Raw genomic sequence first — 19,838 nt, forward strand, 5'->3', positions numbered from 1 at the left:
GTCTCAGGAGGGTGGCGGGGTGGCCAGGGGGAGCACGATCGGGGGCTGGACCTGGTCGTCCTGGTTCGTCTCCGCGGCGCCGCGGATGCACAGGGCCGACGACCACGCCACGGACGAGGGCTGGCCGATGGCGACCACGGTGCCGACCTTGAAGCAGTAGCCCGTGACCGGGTCGAGGCCGCCCAGGGTGTAGGTGTTGCTGCCGCTCGCCGCCGGCACCAGCCGGTTGCCGGGGGCCTGCTGGATCACCACGGGATAGCCGCTCCTGCGCACCGCCTTCCAGGCGAGCGTCACGGTGGCGCCGTTGTCGGACACGACCTTGAGGCTTTTGGGACGGTACGCGGCCACCGCGGCGGGATCGACGGTCTGGCGGCGCGCGGGCGGCTCGGACGGCCTGCTCGTCTGCGGTTGCGGCTCGCTCGGTGGCGTCCGCCGGCCGGTCGGCTGGTCCTTTGGTTGCTGGTCGGCCTGGGGTGGGGTGCCGGGGGTCGTGGGGTCGAGGGCGGCGGCCGTCGCGCCGGCGGGTTGCGGCGCGCCGGGCCGGCCGTTCATGGCCAGTGCCACGCTGCCCGCGCCCACCAGCACGGCCAGCGCCGAGGCGGTGGTGACCAGCAGCGGGACCCGGCTGCGGCGGTCCGGAGCGGCGGCGGGGGCGTGGGGTGCGGAGACCTCGGGGGGAGGCTGGGAGAAGGGCTGGGGGCCGGCGGGCGGCCTGACCTGGGAACGGTCGGGATCCACCGTCCAGACCAGCTCACGGGGACCTGACCGCGCCGCCGCTCCCGAGTCCTCGAGCGATGGCGAGGGGGAGGGGAGACGCGCGGTGAGGGGCTGTCCCGCGGTCCCGAGGGGGAGGTGGGCGGTCGGTGGTTGGGCCGGGCCTGCGGCGGGCGGGTGGGTCGTCAGGAGCCGGGAGGCGACGGTGGCCAGGTCGGTGGCGGCCGGGCGGGCGGCCGGGGTCTTGGCCATCGCCTTCAGCAGGGTCTCGGCCAGGTCCGGCGGCACCCCCGGCGGGAGCGGCGGCGGCGCCTCCGTCAGCACCCCGAGCACGAACTTGGCCGTGCCCCCCGTCCCGTCCAGCGGGAACGCGGGCCGGCCCGCCAGCAGCTCGTACACCATCGACCCGAGCGCGTACACGTCGGAGGCGGGCACGGGCGGGTGGCCCTCCAGCTCCTCCGGCGCCGCGTGCGCCGGCGGGAGCGTGCCGTCGGGCAGCTCCACGATCGACATCAGCGCGGACATGCCGAACCCCGTGAGCGCCACCCCGCGACCGGCCACGATCACGTTCTCGGGCGTGACCCGGCCGTGCACGCCTCCGGCCGCGTGCGTGGCGGCGAGCGCGTCCGCCACCGCCCGCAGCAGCCCCAGCGCCTCGTCGAGCGGCATCGGCAGGCTCCGCCCCGGCCGCTCGGCGAGCGTGAGACCGCCGTGGGGCGGCGTCACCAGGTACGGCCGCCCGTCACCGGTGGCCCCCACCTCCAGCACCGGGATCACGCCCTCGTGGGCCGCCAGCGCCTCCGGGAAGCCGAAGCCGCGGACGATCCGCTTCAGCGCCCGACGGTCGGCCCGGTGGCACGCGAGCGTCTTGACCAGCGTCTCGGCCCCCGTGGCCGCGGATTGCGCGAGGTGCGCGGTCCACGGGCCGTCCTGGCCGGCCCGTTCCAGCAGCCGGTAGCCGCGGACCCGCTCGGTCGTCACCGTCATGCGATCACGGACGGGCCGCCCATGTCATCGGTCTCGAACGCCTCGTCCTCCACCAGCGGGAACCTGGCCCGGTCGCGGTCCCGCTCGGTCCCGTTCTGGCCGCCGCCCATCATCGGCGGCATCATGCCCATCCCCATGCCGGTGGGGCCCAGCCGGCCCGCGCCGCCCGCGGGCGATCCCGAGCCGCTGAGCTGCGTGGCCGGGACGCTGCCGGGCAAAGTGCTGGGGCCGCCGCTGGTGGGTGCGCCGGGCGGCAGGTTCGTCTGCGGCGGGGCCGTCTGGGGCGGTACGGCCGCCAGGTCCGTCCTGGGCGTCTGGGGGAGTTGGGGGGTGTTGAGCTCGGGGTTCTTCAGGTCCGGGGTCTGGGGGGTCTGGAGCGAGGGGTCCTTCAGCGAAGGGTTCTGCAGTGACGGGTCCTTGAGCGACGGATCCTTCAGGGACGGGTCCTGGAGGGAAGGGTCCTTCAGCGACGGGTCCTGGAGTGACGGGTTCTGGAGGCCGGGGGTGTCGAGGCCGGACGGGGTGCCCGGCAGGCCGAGACCGGGGGTCCCGTACGGGGAGCCCAGGCTGGAGCCCTTGTACGGGTCGCCGGTCAGGCCGCTCGGCATCCCGGGACCGAGCGGGAGGGACGGGTCGGTCATCCCCGCCTGCGGGGCCGAGGACCGCTGCTCCACGTAGCCCGCGATGGCCCCGTACACGTCCCCCATGAACCTGTTGAGCTGGCGCAGGTGATGGCGGGCGAGCGCGTGGCCGTTGGTGTCGCTGCCGAAGGCGTCGCCGATGTCGTCGTCGAGGCCGACGCTGCCCGTCCGCGGCACGTTGTTGTGGAACCAGGGGAGCACCTGGGCGCCGTACCACTCCAGGGGCGTGCCGACCGAATCGGCGGCGATGCTGATGCGCGCGAGGTCGCGTTGCAGCTCGCCGACGGTCTCGAAGATCTTCTGCAGGGACTCGCCGCCCAGCGTCTCCGCGATGCGCCCGGCCTGGTTGTGCAGGAGCTCCACGGACTCGGCGCACATCTCGGCGATCTCCTTGTACCGCTTGCCCGCGTCGGCGACGCGGCCCGGGTTGGTGCCCTGGATCAGGGCGGCGACGCCGTCGCTGCTGTCGGAGTCGCCGTTGCCGGTCGGCGCGATGTCGTCGATCTGCGGCGCCCGGGTGTCCTTGAGCGCGTCCGTCCAGTAGTCGGTCATTCGTCCCCCGTCAGGTACGCGTGCGCAGGCCGCCCGCGATGGACTGGTCGGCGCTCTTGGCGGTCTTGACGGTGTCGTCGAGCGCCTGCACCACGGCCGCGTACACCGAGTAGACCCGGTTGATGGCGGCGTCCAGCGTGCTCTGCGCCTTGTCGGTGGTCGCCTTCATGTCGGCGGCGGCCTGCCAGCTGCCGAGGTCGCGGTCCGACAGCCCGGCGAGGGTGAGCCGGACCTTGAGGCTCTGGCCGCCCACCTCGCCCTGCAGGCGCTTGAGGTCCTGGCGGAGCTGCTCCACGGGCGACGACGGGAGCGGCCTGCCGGTGGCCGGGTCCTCGTACTCGCCGACCTTGATGAACATCTCCTTCTTCGCCGTCCCCGGGTCGACCGGGTTGCGGGCGAGCAGGGCCTCGCGGTCGGCGTCCGTCGGCGTCCGGGGCGCCTCGGGGGGATAGTCGCCGTTGCGGTGGAAGTGGATGTGGTCGGCGTACGACTCCTCGATGTTGTCCGGATCGAAGTCGTACTCGGTGCCGCTGAAACCGCCTTCGTAGGTCTGGTTGATCTGCGGCCGCTGGTATACCGACAGGCCGAGGCCCGGCCTGGGGGTGCCGTGCGCGTCGCCTCCCTCGGCCTCAGGTGTCGACATGCTTCCTCTCCGCGGTCGAAGGACGTACCGGCACCTGCCTATCTCGCGCTCCACCCGGCGGCGCGTCATTTCAAGATATTTCTAAGAGACAAGCCCCAAATCGGAAATGTCGGCAGACTGCCTTACCGTGCCTTTCTCCTGGTACGGCGCCGCGGCCATCGGCCTGGTGCTGACGCTCACCCCCACCCCCGCACCCTCGCGCGCGGTCACGTGTGATCCCCAGCCCGGCGTGGCGGAGGTCACCGGGAAGCCGTGGCCGCAGGAGAGGCTGAGGTTCGAGCGGGTGTGGCGCTTCACCAAGGGCGAAGGGGTGACCGTCGCCGTCGTGGACAGCGGCGTGGACGCCACGCATCCCCAGCTCGCCGCCGCCGTCATCACCCAGGTCGATCTCACGGGCACGGACCTGCGCGACTGCGTCGGGCACGGCACGGCGGTGGCCGGGATCATCGCGGGCCGGGACCTCACCGCGCGCGGCGTGCCCGTCATGGGCGTCGCGCCGGCCGCCCGGATCCTGTCGATCAAGCAGACCGAGGGGAGCTCGGGCGACGTGTCCCGGCTGGCCCAGGGCATCAGGCGGGCCGCGGAGCTGGGCGCGGACGTGATCAACGTGTCCGTGCAGGCCCACGACCATCCCGCGCTGAAGGCCGCGGTGGCGTACGCGCAGGCCAAGGACGCGGTGATCGTGGCGGCCGCGGGCAACGTGCGGCAGGACGACGGCGTGGTCACGCCCGCGTACCCGGCCGAGTATCCCGGAGTGATCGCGGTCGGCTCGGCCTCGCCGGACGGCGGCAAGTCGGAGTTCTCCAACAGCGTGACCCGCATCTCTGTGACCGCCCCCGGGGCCGGGATCACGAGCGCGTGGACCGGCGGCGGCTACCGTACGGAACTGGACGGCACCAGCTTCGCCGCCCCCTTCGTGGCGGGCGTCGCCGCCCTGGTCAGGGCCCGGCACCCCGAACTCGACCACTGGCAGGTCAAGCGCCGGCTGGAGCGCACGGCGGACGGCGGCGGCGCGGCCGGCACCGGGGCCGGGCTGGTCAACCCGCTGCTCGCGGTCACCTCGGTGCAGCCCGACGCCGAGGAGCGCGCGCCCGTCGCGCCGCCGATCGTGCTGGCCAGGGCCCCGGTGCCGGACCCGCGCACGCGCGGCCTCGCGGTGGCGATCACGTCGGGGGCGGTGGGGGCCACCGCGCTGGTGGTGTTCCTGGCGTTGACGCTGCCCAGGGCCCGTCGCAGGGGCTGGCGGGCCGGAGGGCCCACGACATTTACAGGAAAGTTGAAATCGTAGCCCTGCCCGCTTTGACCCATTTACTTTGATCCACAGTACGGAAAACCCGGTCGAATTCGGGTTCACGAGATCCGAGAGGTGCACGTGGCAGAGCCGACACGTTATCAAGAGGGCAGCCAGCACAGCGCGGCAGAACGCGCGCTCATCGCACACCAGAACATCACGCAGATTCACAACAGGCTCACCCAGATTCCCGCGACGCTCGGCGCCGCCTGGCAAGGCGAGTCCGCGAACGTCTACCGCCAGGTCCTCGACGAATGGAACCCGCAGTTCAAGAAGGTCATCGACGCGCTGCACACGATCGCGGAGAACCTCAAGAGCTCGGGCATCACGTACACCGAGGCGAACACCCAGGCCAGCGAGGTCGCCACCAGGCTCAAGGCGGCGCTCGGCGGCGGCCAGCTCTGACGAACGGAGAATCACCATGACGGGTGGCGGAGACATCATCCTCGCCAATTTCGACGAGATGGACGAGATCGCGTCGGAACTGGGCCGGGCCTACGCCAATCTGGTCGGCGAACTGGCCGACCTCGAAGACGACCTCAAGGTCCTGGAGACCTGGGACGGCTCCGCCAAGGAGGTCTACCGGACGGCCAAGGAGCAGTGGAACAACGCGGTCGTGGCCATGGGTGACACCATGCAGCGCTTCGGCCCCGCCCTGCACGACGCCACGGAGATCATGCGCGACGCGGAGGCCATGAACATCCGCCGCTGGGGCACCTGAGGCCGGTGGATCAGCCTCTCATCGACCCGGCCACCGCGGGCGACACGGCGATGTGCAAGCCGGAGGCCCTCATCGACGTGGCGGGCAAGCTCGGCGACAGCCTGCTGCCCCGGTTGCGCGCGGCTGTGTACCAGGTGCCCGACCTGTCGCCGGCCGCCCCGGGGAGCTGGGACATCGCCCAGGGGTACGGCGAGACCGTGCGCAGGGCCCGGGTGGCGACGGGCGATTCGCTGCAGTTCGTCATGGAGCAGGTCCAGCGGATCGTCGACGACCTGGCCGCCACCGCGAACACCGTGCGGGACGCCGACCAGCGGGCCGCGGGCGCGGTGCCGCGTACGTGATGTGAGGGGACCCGTTGCCGCAACCACAACCGATCAAGCACGGCTGCCTGCAGGGCGGGAACGTCAACGCGTACGGCGGGCGCGAGGAGATCCGGCGGCTGGTGATGGGGACCGGGCCGGAGGAGTTCGCGCCGGTCGTGGACGCGTACAAGAAGACGTCCCAGCTGCTCACCGACACGATCGCGGCGCTGGGTGACAGCGCGGCGCGGCTGGTGGCCGACGGGAACTGGGGTGGGGAGTCCGCCAGGGCCATGCTCACGCGCATGAACCGGCTCCAGGCGTACCTGCAGTCGCTGCGCAACGGCGTGGACGGCGTCCCGCCCGGGCTGGAGACGGTGGGCGGCGAGCTGGCCTCGGCCAAGGAGCGCTTCGACAAGGCCACGGAACAGCAGGAGTACTGGGTGGAGGCGAGCGGCATGGGCGCCGGGTCGATGGAGCCGCTCAACGATCCGGACGCGGACGCGCGGGCCTTCATGCAGCAGCTCAACGGCGTCTACCAGCGGGCGTACACGGCCATGCCGGACGCCCTGGCGTGGGACCCGGAGCTGGCCTCGCCGGCCCCCTACCTGCCGCCGCCGGTCGGCCCCGCCTCGGTGCCGGCGCAGAGCGGCGACCTGCCGTTCGAGAGCACGGTGCCGGTGCGGTCCCACACCGATCTGGCCGGCACGCCCGGCCAGCCACTGACTCCCGCGGGCCCGCTACCCGGTCAAGCTGCGGTACCGGGTGCGCCCGCGGGGGCGTCACCGCCCACCTCCCTGGCGAACTGGCCGGGCGTGCCGCCCGCCGTGGGAGGCGGGCAACCCGCCCCGCCCGGGACAGTGCCGCCCGCCGGGCCGCTGCCACCGCCCGGCACGGTTCCCACCCCGGCCGGACGCGACCCCCGCACGACAGGGACCACCCCGGCCGGGACCACGAGGCCACCGAGCAGCCAGGGAAACCCGGGCCGCCCGGGGACGAATCGCCCGGTGGACCCGTACCAGGTCCGCCCTGCCGATCCGGGCACGAGCGCCGCTCAGGAGCCGGGGCCGTCCGGGCCGTCCGTGCGGCCGGGCAGCGTGCCGGTCGTGGACGGCTCATGGCCCCCGGCCAGGTCGCCCGTGGCAGGGGCCGAGCCCGGCGCGGCGGCCTCCGGCGGCATGCCGTACCTGCCCATGGGCGGGCCCGCGGACGGCGGGCAGAACGCCCGCAGGTCGACAGCGGCGAAGGACGCCGACGAGGACTTCTTCCGCCCCGAGGTCGTGCACGGCCCGCCGGTGGTGGGGTGAGGCCATGTCCGGCGACTTCGTGGCGACGCAGGTCGACTCCATCCGCGAGATGGGCCGCAACATGGCCGCCGCCCCCATGCGGGACCTGGAACGGATGTCCTCGGCCATCGGGCACGTCGATCTCCCCTCCGGCGCCTACGGCGCGTTCGGCCTGCTCGGCGGCTCGCTGGGGCAGGCGTTCGACGACGTCAAGCGGGCCGCGCTGACGTATCTGACGGCCAAGCGGGCCGAGGTGTCCGGCATCCATGACAAGGCATACGGCACGGCCAACACCTACGTGGACGGCGACGGCACCGCCGGCCGGACGGCCGCCGACATCACCAGGACGTGAACATGATCGAACAACCGTGGTCCGTCATCGAGGGCTCGGCGATGGCCGTGACCGGCTCCCTGCTCCTCGGCTGGAACCGCGCCCGTTACGCCACCCTGGTCCTGCCCCTCATGTACGGCGACACCGCCCAGCAGCGGGCGGCGGCCGAGGTGTGGGAGGAGCTGGCCGGAGCCCTGCGGGCGCACCCGAACCTCGTGGACGGCTCCGTCAGGAACGTCGAGTGGACCGCCCCCAGCGCCGAGCTCTACAAGGGCACCGTGCAGCACTACTCCGACGACGCCGCCGACAAGTCCGCCTCGCCCAAGGCCTCGGCCGACACCCTGCGCCTCACGGCCGGCGTGTACGACGTCCTCGGCAAGGCCGTCTTCCTCACCGGCGCGAGCATCCTCACCGCCGGGGTGATGCACAAGGTCGCCCAGATGAACGCGTTCACGAGGGTCGCCTCGGAGGTGGCCGCCACCGGCTTCGGCCGCCGGGCGGACCACCAGGCCGGCGCGATCGCCGCCAGGGCGCGGGCGTTCGCGGAGGGCGGCAAGGGCGTGCTGGGCAAGGTGGCGCAGAAGCTGGTGCAGATGTCGCCCGCCAAGCAGGCGCTCGTGGGCGGCGCCGCGGCCGTCACGGCCGGGATGATCGGACAGTCGGCGGTCGCCGACCAGTTCAACGGTACGAAACTCGAGGCTCCGACTCCGGGGGTGAAGGCATGACGGCGTTCGACGAGAGTGCCATGGACCGGCTGATCGCCGAGGCCCAGCGGCCCGCGGGCGGGCTGGACGACCTCTACGATCAGGTTCTCGCCGTCAAGGGGTCCGCGCAGGACCCGGACAAGCTGGTTCGGGTCGAGTGCTCGGCGCAGGGCGTCACCGGGCTGGACATCGACCCGAGAGCCATGCGCTGGGGCTCGCAGCGCCTCGCCGAGACGATCCTGGTGCTGATCGCCGACGCCCTGTCCGACATGCAGGCCAAATCGACCGAGCTCCTCGGGGACGTCCTGGGAGAGGGCCCGCTGGACCTGGCCGCCGAGAACAACCCTGCCGACCTGCGCATGCGGGAGGCACGGGAGGCGTACGAGCAGGCCATGGACCAGGCGGTGGCCGAGCTGGGCCGCATCGAGCGCGACCTGGACCGTTAGAGGCCAGGGTCGAGGTAGGCGGTCTGCACGAGCTTCTCGCCCGACCGCCGGTCCACGTAGAGCCCGCGTCCCGGCGGGAGCTGGCGCGGGCGCACGTTCCCGAACAGCTGGCCCTCGTCCCGGGGGCCCGACAGCATCACGGCGGGCGAGTTCATCTCCTTCAGGCGCCGCACGATCGGGTCCAGCATGCTCCGCCCGGCCCCGCCCATGGCGCGCGCCAGGACCAGGTGCAGCCCGATGTCCCTGGCCTGCGGCAGCAGCTCGCCGAGCACGGACAGCGGGTTGGCCGAGGTCGCCACGAGGTCGTAGTCGTCCACGATGACGTACAGGTCCTGGCCGGTCCACCAGCTCCGCGTCCGCAGCTGCTCCGAGGTGAGGTCCGGCGGCGGCAGCCGCGTCTGCATCACCTCCTGGACGCCCTTGAGCAGCTCCGCCGCGGCGGCGCTGGAGGCCGCGTACCCGATCCGGTGCTCGGTGTCGGTCGCGTCCAGCAGCGAGCGCCGGTAGTCGATGACGATGAACCGCGCCTCCAGCGGCGTCTTCCCGGCCGCGATACCCCGGGCGAGCACCCGCAGCAGGTTGGTCTTGCCGCTCTCCGTGTCGCCGAACACCACGAAGTGCGGGTCGGCGTCGAAGTCCAGCAGGACGGGCGCCAGCGCGGCCTCGTCGATCCCGATCGGGACGCGCGTGCCGCCCTGCGGGGGAGCGGGCAGGGTGTGCGCGGGCAGCAGGGCGGGCAGCAGCCGTACGGGCGGCGCCGGGTGCCCGCGCCAGGCCGCCGCCGCGGCCTCGACCAGGGCGGCGACCCCGTCGGCGAGGTCGTCCACGGTGGAGCGGCCGTCGATGCGCGGCAGCGCGGCCAGGAAGTGCAGGGCCTCGCGGGTGAGCCCGCGCCCGGGGGCCCGCTCGGGCACGTTCGAGGCCGCCTTGCGGTCGATCTCGGAGTCGAAGGAATCGCCGAGCCGCAGCTCCAGCCGGGTGCCGAGCAGGTCGCGCACCCCGGCCCTGAACTCCATCCACCGGTTCGCGGTGCCGATCACGTGGATGCCGAAACCCAGGCCCCGGGTCACCAGGTCGCCGAGGTCGGGTTCGAGCAGCTCGTACTCCTGGCGCAGGATCGCCCAGCCGTCCACCACGATGAACACGTCGCCCCAGCCGTCACCTTCGAAGGCGCCCGAGGCGACCATCCTCCGGTAGGTGGCCATGGAGTCGATCCCGCGCTCGACGAACAGCCGTTCACGCCGGTCGAGCAGCGTCTTGACCTCGGCGACCGTCCTGCGTACCGCGTCGGCGTCCAGCCGGTTGGCCACCCCGCCGACGTGCGGCAGCCCGGTCAGCGAGGACAGCGTGCCCCCGCCGAAGTCCAGGCAGTAGAACTGCACCTCCTTGGGGGTGTGCGTGAGCGCGAGCGAGGCGATCAGCGTGCGCAGCAGCGTGCTCTTGCCGGTCTGCGGCGCGCCGACGATCGCGACGTTGCCCGCCGCCCCCGACAGGTCCAGCCAGTACGGGTCCCGCCGCTGGTCGAACGGGCTGTCCACGATCCCCGCCACGGCGTGCAGCCGCCCCGGCCGGTCCTGGGCGGTGCCCGCGGCCGTCAGCCCGTGCTCCGGCGAGACCTCGACGGGCGGCAGCAGCTGGTCGAGCGAGGCGGCCTCCTTGAGCGGCGGCAGCCAGATCCGGTGCGCCGCGGGCCCCTGCCCGGCCAGCCGGCCCACCACGATCTCCAGCAGGCTGTCCTTCTTGCCCTGCTTTCCGGGCTCCGCCACCACCGGCGGGGCCTGCTCGACGGGCGGCATCGGCACCCGCTCCGGCCCGTACCAGACGATCTTCCCGCGGTGCCCGGCGCGCGCCGTCACCGCCGGCCCCTGCGCCGAGGCGAGCTGGTACGGCCCCGACACGTATGCCGCCTTGAACCGCGTCATGCCCGTGGTCTCGAACATCAGGTAGGCGTTGCCCGGCTCGGGCGGCAGCGAGTACGCGTCCGCCACCCCCAGCACGGCCCGGCTCTCGGCCGCCGAGAACGTCCGCAGGCCGATCCGGTACGACAGGTGCGTGTCGAGCCCGCGCAGCCGCCCCGACTCCAGCCGCTGCGAGGCCAGCAGCAGGTGCACGCCCAGCGACCGGCCGAGCCGCCCGATCATCACGAACAGCTCGATGAACTCCGGCTTGGCCGACAGCAGCTCGCTGAACTCGTCCAGCACGATGAACAGCGTCGGCAGCGGCCGCAGGTTCGCCCCCTGCTCGCGGGCCTGCTCGTAGTCCCGCAGCGAGGCGTGGTTGCCGGCCGCCCGCAGCAGCTCCTGGCGGCGTACCAGCTCGCCGTGGAGCGCGTCGTGCATGCGGTCCACCAGCGGCAGCTCGTCCTCCAGGTTCGTGATGACCGCCGAGACGTGCGGCAGCGTGTCCAGCCCGAGGAAGGTGGCGCCGCCCTTGAAGTCGACGAGCACGAAGTTCAGGGTCTCGGAGGAGTGCGTGATCGCCAGCGAGAGCACGAGCGTGCGCAGCAGCTCCGACTTCCCGGAGCCGGTCGCGCCGACCACGAGCCCGTGCGGTCCCATGCCGCCCTGGGCGGCCTCCTTGATGTCCAGCTCGACGGGCCGCCCGTCGGCGCCCAGGCCGATCGGGACGCGCAGCCGGTTCCTGACCGGGCGGGGCTGCCACGTCTGGGCGGGCGCGAGCCGCCGCGCGTCGCCGATCCGCAGCAGCTCGGTGAGCGTCGTGTTCGTGGCGAAGACGTCCCGTACCTCCTCCGCGCCCGCCCCCGAGCCGGTCCGCATCGGCGCGAGCTGCCTGACCAGGGCGGCGAACGCGGGCGGGTCGAGCCGGTCCGGCCGCCCCAGCCCCGACCTGACCTCCTTGCCGAGCTCGTCCTCGGCGACCCGGACCACCTCGTCCGCGCCGACCTCCAGCCGCAGCGTGAGCTGCGCGGGCACCTGCGCGGTGCTGCCGCCGACGTCGATCACGGTCACGCCCTCGATGACGTCCAGGCCGAGCTGGCTGCCCGCGGGCACGGTGCCGCCGTCCATGACGACCACGTGGTACGGCAGCGCGTCCGGCGAGAGCCCCTTGCTGAAGCGCGGCCGGTCCTTCAGCTCGAACCCCAGCAGGTCGTCCAGCTCGCCCAGATCCCCCGAGACCAGCCGCACGGGGCCGGCGCCGTCCTCCTCGGTGGGGTGCAGGGCGTGCGGCAGCCACTTGACCGGCTCCCACTCGCGGGCCCTCTCGGCGCCCGCGCAGACCGAGATCCGCAGGTCCTCCGGCGAGTGCAGCGCCGCCGCCTGGGCCAGCAGGGCCCGTACGAGCCCGCGCGCCGCCGCCGGATCGCCCGTGATCACGATCCTGGCGAACGAGTGCAGCGCCAGCGCCACCGGCAGCCCGGGAACGGTGGCGTGCGTGCGCACGAACCGCCGCAGCGCTCCCGCCGTCACCGGGTCGAGGTCCTCGATCGGCTTGGTCTCCGGCGGGATCAGCGGCAGCGCCAGCCGCTGCGCCGAGGTGGCGATCCTGATCTGGGCGAAGTCGTCGTCGCGGGGCCGCCGCTCCCACAGCCGGGTGGTCATCACCAGCGACCACAGGGCGGCCGGGTCCGGATGGCTCCAGGTCATGACCTTGTGCTGCTGCGCGGCGGCGGCCCGGACCCGCTTCCTGACCTGCTCCAGGTAGCGGTAGTAGTCGCGGCGCTGGCCGTTGAGCTGGCTCTTGCGCTCGCCCGCGCCGCGCATCATCTGGCCCACGGTCATGCCGATCATCGAGACCGCGAACAGGCCGCTGGAGACCAGCATGATCGGGTTGTTCGTGGACCCGCCGGTGAACATCAGCGCCATCGCGCCCGCGCCCGCCAGCATCGGCAGGTACGTCAGGAGCTGGGTCAGCCCGCCGCCCGTCACCGTCTCGGGGATCTCGGGCGGGGACTCCAGCAGGACCTCGCCGCCGGGAGGTTCGGGTGGCCGGCGCCGCTCGGGCCTGCGGACCACGATCAGGCTGCCGCTCACGACGCCATACAAGTCGCTGACGTAGCGAAACAGGCGATATTTCAAATTTCCTGTACGTATTAAGCCCGTCGCGTTCGGTGTCCGATCCATACACTCGTCCGGGTGAGCGCCACCGGAACCGACCTGTGCCGGGTCACCGTCGTGACCCCGCGTGGGTTCCTGGACCTGGGCCTGCCGCCGGACATCCCGCTCGGCAACCTGCTGCCTACCCTGCTGCGCGTCGCCGGCGAAGGGCTCGCGGAGGCGGGCCTGGCCCACGGCGGCTGGGTGCTCCAGCGCCTGGGCGGCCCGCCGTTCGACGTGAACGCGACCCTGTCGGAGCTGGCCGTGCACGACGGCGAGATGCTGCACCTGCGGCCGCGCGGCCACGAGCTGCCTGAGGTCGTCTTCGACGACGTCGCCGACGCGGTGGCGACCGGCGTGCTGGAGCGCACCGGCCGCTGGCAGCCCGCCACGACCAGGGCCTACGGGTTGCGCGCCGCCGCCACCCTGCTCGGCGCGGGCGCCGCCGCGCTGCCGGCGACCGGCCCGCCCTGGCTGCCCACGGCCCTCGTCGCGGGCGCCGTCGCGCTGGTCCTGCTGCTGGTGGCCGTGGCGCTGTCGCGGGCCCTCGGCGACGCGCGGGCGGGCGCGGTGATCGGGTACGCGGCCCTGCCGTACGGGTTCGTCGCGGGCCTGACCGGACCGGCCTCGGCGGCCGTCGTCCAGCCGGACACCCTGCTGTCGGCCTGCGGCGTGGTGCTGATGCTGGCCACGGCGACCGGGTTCGCGGTCGCCCAGGGGCTGCCCACGTTCCTCGGCGTGGCCGCCGCCGCGCTGTCCGGGCTGCTGGCGTCCGGGCTGGTCATGGCCTTCGACCTGCCCGCGGCCGGGGTGGTGGCGGTGCTCGCGGCCCTCGCGGTGGGGCTGACCACGGCGATCCCCTCGCTGTCGTTCCGGCTGGCGGGCATGCCGCTGCCCGCGCTGCCGACGACGGCGGAGGAGCTGCGCCGCGAGAGCGGCGACCTGGACGGCGAGCTGGTGATCGACAAGACCGTGGTGGCCGACCGCTTCTGCACGGGGCTGGTCGCCGGCGTGGCGGTGATCGTGCTCGCCGCCCAGGTGCTGCTGACGGTGGCGGGCACCTGGGCCGCGTTCGCGATGAGCGCCGTGCTGTCGCTGTCGCTGCTCATGCGGGCCCGCGTGTTCGAGGGCCGCGGCCAGCGGGCCTGGCTGCTGACCGCGGCCCTGCTGGGGGTGGCCCTGCCCGCCGCGGCCGCGGTGGTCACGGCGGCCGACGGGGTGGTGCTCTACGGGATCGTCCCCGGGCTGGTCGTGCTGGCCCTGGCCGTGGCGGGGACGGCGCTGTGGCTGACGTCCGCGCGGCCGTCCCCCTTCTGGGGCCGGGTGGGCGACATCTTCGACATCCTGCTGATGATCGCCCTGATCCCGCTGGCGCTGGCCGTGATGGACCTGTACGAGACCATCCGCGGGCTGGTGAGCTAGCTACGGCTCTTGACCACGTCCTCGAGGCTCATGTCGCCGCCCGGCGCCTTGACCGTCCACTGGAAGGACCCCGTGCCGGGCGGGAGCGGCTGCCCCTGCGGAGGAGCGGCGAACGTCCCCGCCTTCGCGGGGTCGACGGCCCCCGTGCCGAAGTCGATCGCCGCGGCGCCGGTCGGGCGCATGAAGGCCAGCTGCACGGCCGCCGTCCCGCCGACGCCCGCCGCGACGCCGCCCAGCACGTCCTTGAGCCCGAGCGAGCCGAGGAACCGCTTCAGCGCGCCGGTCGAGGCGGCCAGCGACGCGCTCGCCTGGACCCCCGTCCTGCGCATGGCGATCCTGGCGGCCAGCCTGGTCTGCGGCGCCAGCGCGAGGACCTGCAGCGCGGCCAGCCGCAGGTACGTCTCCTGCGCGATCTTGGCCGCAGCCCCCCAATAGACCATGAACCCGTCACCGATGCTGTCCACGTGCCCGGCCACCCACTGCACGTTGGTGCGGAAGGCGTCGAGCTCGGCCCGCAGCCGGTTGGCCGCGCTCGCGAACTCCTTCTGGTCCCCGGCGACCCAGTTCTGCCCCGAGTTGTTGATCACCATGGTCATCGAGTTGTTCGCGCCCTTGTCGAGCCGGCCGCCCGCGCCCGCCTGGAGGTTGGCGGCCGCCTCCCAGATGCCGGGCACGTTCGCGACCGCGGGAACGGTGGCCAGCATGCCGACGACGACCGACGGCTCCATCCTGGCCGCCTTGCGCAGGATGCCCTGCACGGCCTCGGGGTCGGCCGGGTTCTTCGACAGGCGCAGGGGAGAGCCGTCCCGGGCGCGCCCGGCCACCCTGGGCCTCACGGCTTCTTCACCCGCTGGACGATCAGGTCCTCGGCGGCGCGCCAGTTGCGCTCGGCGAAGGCCAGGTCCTCGCCCTCCCACTTCCGCATCACCGCGAGCGCGGTCTCGGTGTCGCGGACGAACGAGTCGATCAGCGACCGGTACAGTGCCCCGACCGTCCACTCGCCCAGCGGCCCCCAGCCGGGGAAGCCGACCGCCCGGTTCTGCTCGAAGATCTGGCGCACCTCGTCGAAAACCGGCAGGAGGTCGTCCCTGATGCCCCGCCGGACCTCGCCGATCGCGTCGGGGGTGATATAACGCGTATCCGGATTCACGATCATCAGCCTGTAACGTGCCGGGCGCGCGGGACAGGTACGTCATTCACTGGTCATTGATCATTCTCAATTACGAAACCAGACGGCTTCTCCCTATTTATCCCGATAAATTGGGTTAAGTAGGGGAGTCATGTGATCCAAGGGGCGGGAGTTGCACAGCCAGCGCGACCTTTATCAGGCGTACCGCCTCACCGTTCAGCGCATCGGCCTGGCGCTCCTGCGGGCCCAGCCGAACCAGCCCGAATGGCCGCTCCGCCGCCAGAACATCGGCTTCCTCGCCGGCATCATGGTCGCGGTCCTGCTCTGCGTCGGCTTCGCGGTCTTCGGCCTGCTGCGCCCGGGCGGCACGAAGGCGCTGGAGGAGCCCGGCACGCTGATCATCGAGCGCGAGACCGGCGCCAGGTTCGTCTACAGCCAGGAGCAGCGCCGGCTCATCCCCGTCGCCAACTACGCCTCCGCCCGCCTCGTGCTCGCCTCCCAGGACGTCAAGGAGCGCGTCGTCGCGCGGGAGGCGCTGGCCAAGTACGAGCGCGGCGCACTCATCGGCATCCCCGAGGCCCCCGACTCGCTGCCCGGCCCCGCGAACCTGGCCCGCGGCCCCTGGGCGGCCTGCGTCCAGGAGCGCGCCGAACCGACCGGGCGCAAGCCGTACGTGACGCTGGTCGCCGGGCGCGACCTCGGCGGCACGCCGCTCGCGGAGGGGAACGCGCTGCTCGTCGACGTGGGCGGCCAGCGGTGGGCGATCTGGCGGGGTGCCCGCATGCGCGTCTCCACCGGCATCGCCCGCGGGCTCACCTCGGCCGTCCCCGCCGCCGTGCCCGTGGCCTGGCTGAACGCGCTGCCCGAAGGGCCCGACCTGGCCGCGCCGGACGTCCGCGGGCGCGGCCGGCCGGTGGCGGGGCCCGGGGGCAGGACGGCGGCCGTCGGGCAGGTCTTCCGCGCGGGCGGCGTGGCCGGCGGCGAGGACCGCTGGTACGTGCTGCTGGACGACGGACTGGCCCCCATCACGCAGACCCAGGCCACGCTGCTGCTGAGCGACCCCGACAGCAGGGCGGCCTACGGCGGCGGCGCGGTCAGGGAGATCGCCGTCGACGCGGCCTCCGCCAACGCCGCCCCCCACTCGCGGACCGCCGTCCCCGCCGACGGCCTGCCCGCGGTCATGCCGCGCATGACCGCCTACGACCCGGCCAGTGCCATCTGCGTCGTCTACGCCGACACGGGCACCGGATCCACCCGCGTCCGGCTCACCACCGGCGCCAAGCTGCCCGAGCCGCGCGGCGACGCCACCGACCTGGTACGCCTGCCGCCCGGCAGGGCGGTGCTGGCCGGCGTCCTGCCCGGCGACGGGCAGCTGAACGCGGTCCAGTCCTACTACCTGGTCACCGCCGAGGGGCGCCGCTACGCCGTGCCCGGCACCGACGTGCTGGCCAAGCTCGGCTACGCCCCCGGCCAGGCCACCCCGGTGCCCGCCAACGTGCTCCAGCTCATTCCCGAAGGGCCGGTGCTCGACCCGGCCAGGGCCGCCAAGCCCGTGCTCGAAGGGAGGGGGCAGCAGGCCGCGGGTCAGTAGCCGCGGTAGCCGCCGCCGGTCTTCATCCCGACCACGCCGGGCACGTTCGAGACCGAGCCGTAGCGCTCGATGGCGTACCGGACGCCCGCGATGATGTTGTCCACCGGGTTCCAGACGTTGTCGTGCCCCGGCAGCTTCCACCGCTGGAAGGTGGGGTCGATGGTCTGCATCAGCCCCTTGGACGGCGTGCCTCTGGCCGCGTTGGAGTCCCAGGTGTTGATGCTGTTCGGATTGCCGCCGGACTCGTGCCGGATGATCGTGTAGATGTCGTTGACGTTCATCTTCTCGACCGGGTAGCCGTTGGCCTTGAGGATCTCGATGGCCTGGCTGATCCAGCCGGCGATCTCCGCTGGAGGGGCGGGTCCGCCGCCGGGCGGGGGCGGGCCGCTGGGGCCGTACCCGCTGAACCCGGCGCCCGAGGAGCCCGTGGTCGCGGCCAGCGCGGTCGTGCCCGGGCCCTGCTGCGCGGGTGACCAGCCGAGCGGCTTGCCCGCGCGGGGGGCGAAGGGTTGCGCGTCCGGCTCGCCCAGCTCGGCGGCGACGTCCGGGATCGTGCCGAGCGCCTTCTGGATCTTTCCCGCCGTGTCGGACAGGACCGTGCCGGTGTCGGCGACGAGCTGCTGCAGCGTGCCGCGGGCCTGGTCGAGCGCGGGTTTCAGGCTCTGGGTGACCTGCTCCTCGGTGGGCCGCGGCTCGCGGCCCCGCACCTCCTGCGCGGCGGCGGCGTAGGCGTGGCAGGTCTCCAGCGCCCGCGACTCTGCCGAGCGCAGGGTGCTCGCGGCGGCGTCGAGGTGGCCCGCGCACTCCTGCAGCGCCTGCCGCAGCCCGTCGCCGCAGCGCACCACCTGGCCCATGTAGCCGGTGAACGCCTCCGCGCTGCCGCCCTGCCACGCGCCGCCCACGCCGGCGGTCGCGGTGCGGATCGCCTCGGTGTGCCGCTGGCCGGTGCCGGCGGAGGTGCGCCAGGCGTTCGCCGACGCGGCGATCCCGCCCGGGTCGCCGATCACCTTGGCGGCCAGCTCGGCCAGCTCCGCGCCACCCGGCGCGGCTCTGACCTCGTCGAGCGGGCTCATGCTCGAACCGCGCCGCCATCGGCCTCGATGACCGTGCTCCGGACGGCGTCGAGCGTGCGCTCGACCGCCTCCAGCCGGCCGCCCAGGGTCCTCGCCGCCAGCTCGGAGACCCGTGCCAGGTCGGCCGCCGCCGTGGCCATGGCCGCGGATCCGGACACGTTCCCGAACGCCGCCGCGCCCGGCGCCTGGCCCTTGATCCCCGAGAACGCGCCGGACGCCGCACCGGCCGCCTCGGCGCACGTGGCCAGCGCGTCGCGCTGGAACTTGAGCATTCCGCTCCTTCCCGTCAACGCCGGAACAGCTCCAGCAGTTCGTCCGCCCGATGGGTGCGGGCGATCCACACCTCGCGCCCGCGGCGCTCGCGCGTGATCAGCCGCCCGGCCCGCAGCCGGTCGCAGTGGTACGTGAGGCCGCTGGGCGCGATCTTCATGTCCGTGGCCAGCATCGACATGGTCATGGGCTGGTCGAGCGCGCACAGCAGGTCCGCGCGGACCGGCCCCACGAGCGCCGACAGCTCGTCCACCGCCGGCGCGAGGGGCTTGCGCCACAACGAGTCCGCCCCGCGCACGGGGTAGGCGATCCACACGGCCTCCGGGCTGTCCATGCTGAGGATCAGGGCATCCTTGCCGGCCAGCATCGGCACCAGGACGATCTTGCGGTCGCCCAGCTCGAACGTGCCGGGTTCGAGGTCCGGGACGAGCAGGCCGTGCTCGCCGTACACGAGGCGGTCGCTGAGCGCGCCGAGCAGCAGCTCGGGACCGCCGCGCACGGTGGCGACGCCCACCCGTTCGATCTCCCTGTCCAGCAGCGGGCGGCCGCGCTTCCACAGGGGCTCGGTGGTGTTCCAGACGTCGGCTAACGCGCCGGCGTAGCCGAGCAGCCAGCGGGCCGGCCGCTCGGCCGCCGCCCGCCAGTGCGGGGGCAGCGGCCCCGGGCCGAACGCCTGCTCGAGGTCCCTGATCAGGTGGTCAGGGGGCGTGTCGTGCAGGGCGCTGATCTGGGCCTGCATGGAGACGTCCTGGCCGATGGGCGTGTGCGGCACCAGGATGTCCGGCGCGACGGAGTGGCCGGGTGCGGCCAGCGGGCGTACGGCCTCGTGGCCCAGCGGGCCGACGCGCGAGCTGATCGCCCGCCGCCAGAGCTCGGGCAGGCCGCGGCGGCGGCCGGCGAGGGCGTCGGCGATCATTGCGAGGACGGTCAGGTTGGGCGAGACGGAGATATAGAGCTGAGGAGTGGAGCTCACGCGCAGCTCGCTCCACACCTTGGTGCGTGTTACTTGGGCCCCCACAGGTAGGACTGTAGACAGGGAAGACATCTCCGGAGGAATGCTTCGAGAATGCTCGAAACGTCCGTAAGCGGGATGATCAACTTCTACGTGATGCGAACGCTCCGGCTTTCCGGGACGCGCGTCCGCCGCTCTGGGGTCACGTTCATGATGTGTCCTCTTTGTGGTGCTGTGCTGTGATTTATCGAGAACTTACGCCCCTCCACTAACTTCTCGCTTAAAAGGCTCTAACAGACACTTGTCCATCACTGGCCACTGGTGCGCCCTGAGGGTCGGCAATCTTGCGTCCCGGGTCAAGAGATCGCCTCCTGTGAGTGGGTTTTTCCAACCTCCCTCGTCCCCGGCCCAGTGGCCGGGTCACCCCTCGGGGTGCAAGGCTTCCCGCATCCGCCCCGGTCCTCCTGCGAACGGGTGGCCGGGGTGGAATCCCCGCAGGGCACTGGAAGGAGTGCGTATGAGTCAAGTCGCCGGCCGCGTCGAGGCCAAGCGGATCAACGACCACGTGGAGCTCATTCACGTCGACAACCCGGACGCGGTGCTGGAAGTACCGCGCCGCGACTGGGAGTCGTTCACCACGGCGGTCAAGGCGGGCTCGTTCGACCTCGAGACGCTCAACCGGTTGGCCCAGGAGAACGTGGCCTGACGCCACGCCGCACGAAGAGGCGCCC

The 19,838-nt window shown here is 73.1% G+C and carries 20 protein-coding genes; 11 read left to right on the forward strand and 9 right to left on the reverse strand.

Features of this window, described 5'->3' with window-relative positions; all coding sequences use genetic code 11:
• Positions 1-3: 3 nt before the first annotated feature.
• Genes ACWEPL_RS15640 through ACWEPL_RS15650 form a run of 3 tightly spaced genes read right to left on the reverse strand, consistent with a single transcriptional unit; the run spans position 4 to position 3,537 of the window.
• Positions 4-1,701 (reverse strand): protein kinase domain-containing protein, encoded by a 1,698-nt coding sequence (locus ACWEPL_RS15640; protein ID WP_452436515.1) that lies wholly within the window; start codon positions 1,699-1,701, stop codon positions 4-6.
• On the reverse strand, positions 1,698-2,894 hold the full coding sequence (locus ACWEPL_RS15645) for a hypothetical protein (RefSeq protein ID WP_452436516.1): 1,197 nt from the start codon (positions 2,892-2,894) through the stop codon (positions 1,698-1,700). The genes ACWEPL_RS15640 and ACWEPL_RS15645 overlap by 4 nt, the downstream gene beginning before the upstream one ends.
• 10 nt (positions 2,895-2,904) lie before the next feature.
• Positions 2,905-3,537: a hypothetical protein gene (locus tag ACWEPL_RS15650; protein ID WP_452436517.1), complete on the reverse strand. Its 633-nt coding sequence runs from the start codon at positions 3,535-3,537 to the stop codon at positions 2,905-2,907.
• Between the two features lie 127 nt (positions 3,538-3,664).
• On the opposite strand from ACWEPL_RS15650, the gene mycP reads away from it, so the two are divergent.
• From mycP to ACWEPL_RS15690, 8 genes are all read left to right on the forward strand, one after another.
• Positions 3,665-4,825, forward strand: a complete 1,161-nt coding sequence (mycP, locus tag ACWEPL_RS15655; protein ID WP_452436518.1) for a type VII secretion-associated serine protease mycosin — start codon at positions 3,665-3,667, stop codon at positions 4,823-4,825.
• Positions 4,826-4,909: 84 nt separating this feature from the next.
• Positions 4,910-5,233: a WXG100 family type VII secretion target gene (locus tag ACWEPL_RS15660; RefSeq protein ID WP_192791395.1), complete on the forward strand. Its 324-nt coding sequence runs from the start codon at positions 4,910-4,912 to the stop codon at positions 5,231-5,233.
• Between the two features lie 16 nt (positions 5,234-5,249).
• Entirely contained in the window at positions 5,250-5,549 is a 300-nt protein-coding gene (locus ACWEPL_RS15665) for a WXG100 family type VII secretion target (protein ID WP_350733964.1), read from the forward strand.
• 5 nt (positions 5,550-5,554) lie between these two features.
• Positions 5,555-5,890: a hypothetical protein gene (locus ACWEPL_RS15670; protein ID WP_350733962.1), complete on the forward strand. Its 336-nt coding sequence runs from the start codon at positions 5,555-5,557 to the stop codon at positions 5,888-5,890.
• A gap of 14 nt (positions 5,891-5,904) precedes the next feature.
• Complete coding sequence (locus tag ACWEPL_RS15675; RefSeq protein WP_452436519.1) at positions 5,905-7,155, forward strand: hypothetical protein; 1,251 nt, start codon at positions 5,905-5,907, stop codon at positions 7,153-7,155.
• Between the two features lie 4 nt (positions 7,156-7,159).
• Positions 7,160-7,486, forward strand: coding sequence for a hypothetical protein (locus ACWEPL_RS15680; protein WP_452436520.1), 327 nt, complete (start codon positions 7,160-7,162; stop codon positions 7,484-7,486).
• A gap of 2 nt (positions 7,487-7,488) precedes the next feature.
• Entirely contained in the window at positions 7,489-8,190 is a 702-nt protein-coding gene (locus ACWEPL_RS15685) for a hypothetical protein (protein WP_452436521.1), read from the forward strand.
• Entirely contained in the window at positions 8,187-8,615 is a 429-nt protein-coding gene (locus tag ACWEPL_RS15690) for a hypothetical protein (protein WP_350733955.1), read from the forward strand. The genes ACWEPL_RS15685 and ACWEPL_RS15690 overlap by 4 nt, the downstream gene beginning before the upstream one ends.
• Here ACWEPL_RS15690 and eccCa read toward each other — a convergent pair.
• A complete protein-coding gene (gene eccCa, locus ACWEPL_RS15695) occupies positions 8,612-12,607 on the reverse strand; it encodes a type VII secretion protein EccCa (protein ID WP_452436522.1) in 3,996 nt (1,331 codons plus the stop codon). The two genes, ACWEPL_RS15690 and eccCa, sit on opposite strands and share 4 nt — an antisense overlap.
• A gap of 102 nt (positions 12,608-12,709) precedes the next feature.
• Here eccCa and eccD point away from each other — a divergent pair, with 102 nt between their 5' ends.
• Complete coding sequence (eccD, locus tag ACWEPL_RS15700; protein WP_350733951.1) at positions 12,710-14,092, forward strand: type VII secretion integral membrane protein EccD; 1,383 nt, start codon at positions 12,710-12,712, stop codon at positions 14,090-14,092.
• Here the strand turns inward: eccD and ACWEPL_RS15705 are convergent.
• Both ACWEPL_RS15705 and ACWEPL_RS15710 read right to left on the reverse strand, forming a co-directional pair.
• Positions 14,089-14,928, reverse strand: a complete 840-nt coding sequence (locus ACWEPL_RS15705) for a hypothetical protein (protein ID WP_452436523.1) — start codon at positions 14,926-14,928, stop codon at positions 14,089-14,091. The two genes, eccD and ACWEPL_RS15705, sit on opposite strands and share 4 nt — an antisense overlap.
• Positions 14,925-15,242: a hypothetical protein gene (locus tag ACWEPL_RS15710; protein WP_452436524.1), complete on the reverse strand. Its 318-nt coding sequence runs from the start codon at positions 15,240-15,242 to the stop codon at positions 14,925-14,927. Before ACWEPL_RS15710 ends, ACWEPL_RS15705 begins: the two co-directional genes overlap by 4 nt.
• 151 nt (positions 15,243-15,393) lie before the next feature.
• Here ACWEPL_RS15710 and eccB point away from each other — a divergent pair, with 151 nt between their 5' ends.
• Positions 15,394-16,812: a type VII secretion protein EccB gene (gene eccB / locus ACWEPL_RS15715; RefSeq protein WP_452436525.1), complete on the forward strand. Its 1,419-nt coding sequence runs from the start codon at positions 15,394-15,396 to the stop codon at positions 16,810-16,812.
• On the opposite strand, the gene ACWEPL_RS15720 is transcribed toward eccB, so the two are convergent.
• From ACWEPL_RS15720 to ACWEPL_RS15730, 3 genes are read right to left on the reverse strand one after another with little or no spacing between them, the layout of a single operon-like run.
• The gene (locus ACWEPL_RS15720; protein WP_452436526.1) at positions 16,806-17,885 is read right to left on the reverse strand and encodes a transglycosylase SLT domain-containing protein; all 1,080 of its coding nucleotides are present in this window, start codon (positions 17,883-17,885) and stop codon (positions 16,806-16,808) included. The two genes, eccB and ACWEPL_RS15720, sit on opposite strands and share 7 nt — an antisense overlap.
• On the reverse strand, positions 17,882-18,157 hold the full coding sequence (locus ACWEPL_RS15725) for a hypothetical protein (protein WP_363966856.1): 276 nt from the start codon (positions 18,155-18,157) through the stop codon (positions 17,882-17,884). The genes ACWEPL_RS15720 and ACWEPL_RS15725 overlap by 4 nt, the downstream gene beginning before the upstream one ends.
• A gap of 14 nt (positions 18,158-18,171) precedes the next feature.
• Positions 18,172-19,173: an ArsR/SmtB family transcription factor gene (locus tag ACWEPL_RS15730; protein ID WP_363966854.1), complete on the reverse strand. Its 1,002-nt coding sequence runs from the start codon at positions 19,171-19,173 to the stop codon at positions 18,172-18,174.
• Between the two features lie 451 nt (positions 19,174-19,624).
• On the opposite strand from ACWEPL_RS15730, the gene ACWEPL_RS15735 reads away from it, so the two are divergent.
• Positions 19,625-19,813 (forward strand): hypothetical protein, encoded by a 189-nt coding sequence (locus ACWEPL_RS15735; protein ID WP_350733938.1) that lies wholly within the window; start codon positions 19,625-19,627, stop codon positions 19,811-19,813.
• The last annotated feature ends 25 nt before the right edge of the window (positions 19,814-19,838 follow it).

The sequence above is a fragment of the Nonomuraea sp. NPDC004186 genome, assembly GCF_053603495.1.